Below are 5,753 nucleotides of genomic sequence, written 5' to 3'. Positions count from 1 at the left end.
AAAAGCCGTGGTCTATATGCCAAAAGGATCGTCACAAGAACGTTTAGATGCCATCTTGCGTGAAGGTGCAGTCGCTGAAATCGTTGATATGAACTATGACGATGCCGTGAGAATGACGGCTGAAATGGCTGAAAAATATGGCTGGATTGTGGTTCAAGACACGGCATGGGATGGCTATGAAGAGATCCCTCTTTGGATCATGCAGGGCTATGGCACGTTAATGCTGGAATCTCTTGCGCAATTACATGAAGTCCCCCCAACGCATATTTTTGTGCAAGCCGGAGTGGGCTCTTTTGCGGGTATGGTACAAGGCATGGTTACCGCCGCTTATGGCAAACAAGCACCCAAAGTGATTGTGGCTGAAGCGCGTATTGCCGACTGTTTATATCAATCTGCGGTATCAGGAAAAGCGGATGCAACGCCTGTTGGTGGGGATTTACAAACCGTTATGGCAGGGCTGGCTTGTGGTGAAGCCAATAGTATTGGGTGGAATTTATTACGTGATTATTCAGCGGCATTTTTCTCTTGCCCTGATGCCGTCGCAACGAGGGGAATGCGGATTTTAGGGAATCCTTTACCCGGTGATCCGCACATCATTTCTGGTGAATCTGGTGCCGTGACAACAGGCTTGCTCTCTATTTTGATGCAATCACCTGTTTATCACAGTGCGAAGGAAGAACTGGGATTAGATGAAAATGCAAGAGTGCTTGTGATAAGCACTGAAGGTGACACCGATCCTGAACGTTATCGCGATATCGTGTGGGATGGCGAGTTACCTAGCTTCAAACAATTTTAAAAAACAAATAAGTCTTTTGGAGTGAACAGTATGTTATCAGCAAACCGATTTGATCAAGTTATTAAGAATTGCCAATTATTAATCCAACAAAAAAGCTATTCAGGTGAAGAAGGTAATGTTGTTAAAGTCATAGAAGAGATGATGAAAAACTATGATTTTGACGATATTCATATTGATAAATACGGCAATATTATTGGTGGAATTATAGGTCAACATCCAGGGAAAACCCTTATTTTTGATGGTCATATCGACACTGTGCCGGTTAGTGAGCGTGACTGGAAAGAAAAGCCTTATGGCGGAGAAATAAAAGACGGCAAGATTTATGGTCGTGGCACCAGTGATATGAAAGGCGCCGTTGCTGCGATGATTTCAGCGATCGGTTTTTATGGTCAAGATAATCAGCGTAACTTTGCTGGTCGTATTTATGTCTCTTGTATTGTGCATGAAGAGTGTTTTGAAGGTGTTGCCGCAAGACTCGTTTCTGAGCGCTATAAACCAGACTATGTCGTGATTGGGGAAGCTTCCGAATTAAACCTCAAAATTGGACAACGTGGTCGTGCTGAAATTGTTGTTGAAACCTTTGGTAAACCTGCTCACTCCGCCAATCCAGATGCCGGGATCAACTCTGTTTATAAAATGGCAAAACTGATCGAGAAGATCAGAACCTTAACCCCCTCAGTTCATCCCGTCTTAGGAAAAGGGATCTTAGAACTCACAGATATTAAATCATCACCTTATCCGGGCGCTTCGGTTGTGCCTGAATATTGTCGTGCTACTTATGATCGCCGTTTATTAGTGGGTGAAACGAAAGAAGCCGTGCTCGCACCATTACAAAAAGCTATTGATGAACTCGCCTCTCAAGATGCTGATTTTAAAGCTAAAGTTTCTTATGCCTACGGCACTGAAAAATGTTACACCGGCGCCACTATTGAAGGTGAGCGCTTCTTCCCTGGGTGGGTATTAGAAGAGAGTGATCCTTATGTACAAAGCGTTTTAAAAGGGCTGCATGAGTCCGGCTTTAAACCGACGGTCACACAATACTCTTTCTGTACTAACGGTAGCCACTATGCCGGTGAAGCGGGTATTAAAACCATTGGTTTTGGCCCATCTCGCGAAAACTTAGCACACACCATTGATGAATATATTGAAATTGAACAGTTAAAAGGTGCTGCGAGTGGTTATTACAGCATTATGAACAGCCTTTATCACCTTTAAGTCTTACGAAATAAATCCTTACTAGAAGAGTATCTGGTGAAACTGTCAGATGCTCTTTGGAGAAATAACAGAATGAAAACAATATTTAAAAACGCCACTGTTATTGATGGAACAGGGGCAAGTGCATTTCAAGCTGATGTTGTGGTTAATGAAGGTAAAATAATAAAAATCGGTCAGTTTGAGGCGAAAGTGAATGATCAGATTATTGATGCCACAGGAAAAATAGTTTGTCCCGGTTTTATTGATACTCACACTCACTCTGATCTTTCTGCTCTGTTAAATCCCGCTTTATCCGCCAAAATCCGTCAAGGGATCACCACTGAATTGTTAGGGCAAGATGGTGTCGCGTTAGCGCCATTACCAGAACAATATATCTCAGCATGGCGTAAAAATATTGCGGGGTTAGATGGTGATTCTGACCGCATTGATTGGCATTTTAAAAATACCGAAGGTTACTTAGGTATGTTAGAAGCGAGAGGCTCTGCAACGAATCTTGCTTACCTTGTTCCTCATGGCAACATTCGGATGGAAGCGATGGGATTAGAAGGTAATCCGTCTACTCGTGAAGATGTCGCCAAGATGTGTGAGATCTTAGAGCGTGAGTTAAAAGCAGGGGCATTTGGCTTATCAACAGGACTGATTTATATGCCTTGTGCCTTTGGTGATACCGCTGAAATGATCGAACTTTGTAAGGTCACTGCAAAACATAATGGTATTTTTGTTGTTCACCAGCGTAGTGAAGCCGACGATATTATTGAATCAACTCAAGAACTTATTGATATTGCTAAAGCATCGGGTGTTTGGTTGCATATTTCCCATATGAAGGTTTGCGGTAAGAAAAACTGGGGATTAATCGATGAAATGCTAGGTATGTTAGAGCAAGCACAGAAAGAGGGCATTCGTATCTCTTTTGACCAATATCCGTATGTCGCAGGCAGCACCATGCTTGGGGTGATTTTACCGCCTTGGGTTCACGCAGGAGGTACAGAGAAATTATTAGAACGCTTAGCTTCTCCTGAGCTGCGTAAAAAGATGATTGAAGATATCGAAAAAGGCATTCCAGGTTGGGATAACTTTATTGATTTTGCGGGGTTAGAAAATATTTATGTGACGAGCTCTAAAACAGAAAAAAACCAAGATGCCGTTGGTCTTAGTCTTGTAGAGCTAGGCAAATTAAGAGGTAAAGATCCGTATAACGCAACCTTCGACCTGCTATATGAAGAAGAAAATGCAGTAGGAATGGTGGATTTTTATGGCACAGAAGAACACGTTATCAAATTCTTATGTCGCCCCGAACAAAACGTATGTACTGATGGATTAATGGGAGCCGGTAAGCCTCATCCCCGTGTATTTGGTGCATTCCCTCGTGTTTTAGGGAAATACGTCAGAGAAGAAAAATGCCTTACATGGGAACAAGCTATCCGCAAAATGACAGGTAAACCTGCTGAAGTTCTTCGATTAACGGACAGAGGATTAATTAAAGAGGGATATGCCGCAGATATTGTGATGTTTGACCCTGAAACCATTATTGATAAAGGCACGTTTGTTGAACCAAACCAATATCCCGAAGGGATCGATTTAGTGATGGTTAATGGCCGTATCGCATTAGTTAATGGGATCGAAAGTTACGCCTGTAGTGGCCATGTTTTAAGAGCATAACCACACAATAACGCTCTTAAACGTTAAATCTTATCTCTGTTTATCACGGTTGTTCTTCAACGTGATGGTTTTCCCTTACCTGAGGAACAGGAAAATGAGTTCAAATATTATTCCAGACCTTCAACAGAAAAAAACATGGAAAGCTCGTTACACCGTTTTATCCTTAATTTGGTTAGCTTGGTTACTTTCATTCTTAGATAGAATGGTAATGAGTGTTTCATTACCTTTTATTGGGCGTGATCTTAATCTTGATACCACACAACAAGGCTTAATAATCAGTGCGTTCTTTGTCGGTTATGCCGCATTCCAAATACCGGGGGGGTTTTTAGCTGACCGCTTTGGTGCTCGTAAAATTATGGCTATCGGGATTGCATGGTGGTCAGTTTTCACCAGCTTAACGGGGATGGTATTTACATTACCGTTAATGTTAGCGGTGCGCTTCTTATTTGGTATTGGTGAAGGCTGTTTCCCATCCGCTTCTTGGAAAATGATCTCAACGTATTTCCCATCGAAAGAGCGTGGTCGTGCAACAGCAATTCAATCAACCGTAAATACCTTAGGACCAGCATTAGCGGTTATTGTTGCGGCGAGTATTATCGGTGCTTTTGGCTGGCATATGGTGTTTATTGTTTTAGGTATTCCTGGTCTATTAATTGCAGCCGGTATTTATTTCTTCACGCGTGATAATCCTAAAGATCACCCAAGTATTACTCAACAAGATCTCGATGAGTTAGCCGCAGATGGCACATTATCGGATAAACCCGCTGAAGCAGTGCCTTTTAAAGATGTTTTAAAAATGCCCGTATTGTGGCAAATGGCAGCAATTTGGTTTCTGTTTGATATTACCTTTTGGGGATTCTCAACATGGTTACCCAGTTATTTAATTACTGTTCGTGAATTCTCTTTGGCGAAAACAGGTGTAATGGCGGCTATTCCATTCTTATTTGGTGCGGGTGGTACATTATTAGGGGGCTATGTTTCTGATAAATGTAAATCACAGCGTAAATGGTTATATATGATCACCGCAGTGATTGCAGCAGGCTTCTTATATATGACATATACCGTTGAAAGTGCTGATATGGCTGTTGTATATCAGTGTATTTCCGCACTATTTATGTTTTTCGCTATGGCAATGTTTTGGGGTATTTTAATGGATACTATCCCAAATAAAATTATGGGACGTGCTTCAGGGATTGTTAATTTCGGCGGTCAAATGGCGGGTGTTGTTTCCGCACCGGTTATGGGGTTCTTAATCAAAGCCAGTGGCGGTAGTTATGACAGTGCATTTATGTTTATGATAATTGCATTAGTCGCCTCTGCTGTTGTGACGTTTACGGTTAAAATGAAAAACACACCCGCACAAGCTTAATTAATCAGTATCAATAACGTTTATATTTAAATAAGTGTGATCTTATTAAAACAAATAAGATTAATTAAATAAAATAACGGTATTAACTGTAAGATTTATTTATTAAAACTCATTATACGCTTATGGATTTTTTAATTTAAAAAATCTTATTGTAGGGTGCTTTTGTCCTAAAAAAGCCACGATGAAAGATCGTGGCTTTGCTTTTATTAGATTAATTACATTATTTGTTTATAAGCACAAAGTCGCTACCACTAAAACAGAGTGTGGCATCACCACGAATAACTCGGTGATGGGCAATATGGCGTTGGCTATTTAATGAAGCATGTTGTTTCATCATATAAGCCTCTAAATGCCATGCAATAAGTTGCTTAGCGAGTTTTTTATTCGCGTGCTGGCTACGTTCAGATTGCACTTTTACACTAATGCCTGTGGCAATATGCGTTGCTCTGACAGCTGATTCGGTTTTGTTAACATGCTGACCTCCAGGGCCATTTGAACGCATGGTTTCAAAGACAATTTCTTTGTCATTAATTTCATCAGGTTGTTCAAAACAAGCAACACCAATAAACCAGTTTTTACGCTTATGTCGTGGTCGTAACGTGCTTGCACATTGCCATTGTATAGATCCTGCCCATTGTTGTGCGATAGCCTGTGCATCCGCACCTTCAAGAGACACTAACGCTGATTTTAAACCATGGCGTGAAGGTTCTTTTT

The 5,753-nt window shown here is 41.2% G+C and carries 5 protein-coding genes; 4 read left to right on the top strand and 1 reads right to left on the bottom strand.

The features are described from left to right. The 4 genes from BHE89_RS08595 to BHE89_RS08580 all read left to right on the top strand — a co-directional run. Positions 1 to 796 (top strand): diaminopropionate ammonia-lyase (locus tag BHE89_RS08595; RefSeq protein WP_128860404.1); only part of this gene is annotated, 796 nt, incomplete at its 5' end. A gap of 30 nt (positions 797 to 826) precedes the next feature. Continuing rightward, positions 827 to 2,011, top strand: a complete 1,185-nt coding sequence (locus tag BHE89_RS08590) for a YgeY family selenium metabolism-linked hydrolase (protein WP_069368089.1) — start codon at positions 827 to 829, stop codon at positions 2,009 to 2,011. Between the two features lie 72 nt (positions 2,012 to 2,083). Continuing rightward, complete coding sequence (locus BHE89_RS08585; protein ID WP_069368088.1) at positions 2,084 to 3,670, top strand: N-acyl-D-amino-acid deacylase family protein; 1,587 nt, start codon at positions 2,084 to 2,086, stop codon at positions 3,668 to 3,670. Between the two features lie 94 nt (positions 3,671 to 3,764). Further along, on the top strand, positions 3,765 to 5,039 hold the full coding sequence (locus BHE89_RS08580; protein WP_069368087.1) for an MFS transporter: 1,275 nt from the start codon (positions 3,765 to 3,767) through the stop codon (positions 5,037 to 5,039). A gap of 220 nt (positions 5,040 to 5,259) precedes the next feature. On the opposite strand, the gene prfH is transcribed toward BHE89_RS08580, so the two are convergent. Further along, positions 5,260 to 5,753: peptide chain release factor H (prfH, locus tag BHE89_RS08575; RefSeq protein ID WP_128860403.1), on the bottom strand; the 494-nt coding region annotated here is incomplete at its 5' end.

This window comes from Shigella sp. FC1967, from assembly GCF_001743005.1.
Taxonomy (GTDB): domain Bacteria; phylum Pseudomonadota; class Gammaproteobacteria; order Enterobacterales; family Enterobacteriaceae; genus Proteus.
This window is presented reverse-complemented; position numbering and strand designations above follow the sequence as displayed.

Excerpts from the sequence above, each read along its gene's own strand:
- BHE89_RS08590 (WP_069368089.1), top strand. The coding sequence starts at position 827 with ATGTTATCAGCAAACCGATTTGATCAAGTTATTAAGAATTGCCAATTA.
- BHE89_RS08585 (WP_069368088.1), top strand. The coding sequence starts at position 2,084 with ATGAAAACAATATTTAAAAACGCCACTGTTATTGATGGAACAGGGGCA.
- BHE89_RS08580 (WP_069368087.1), top strand. The coding sequence starts at position 3,765 with ATGAGTTCAAATATTATTCCAGACCTTCAACAGAAAAAAACATGGAAA.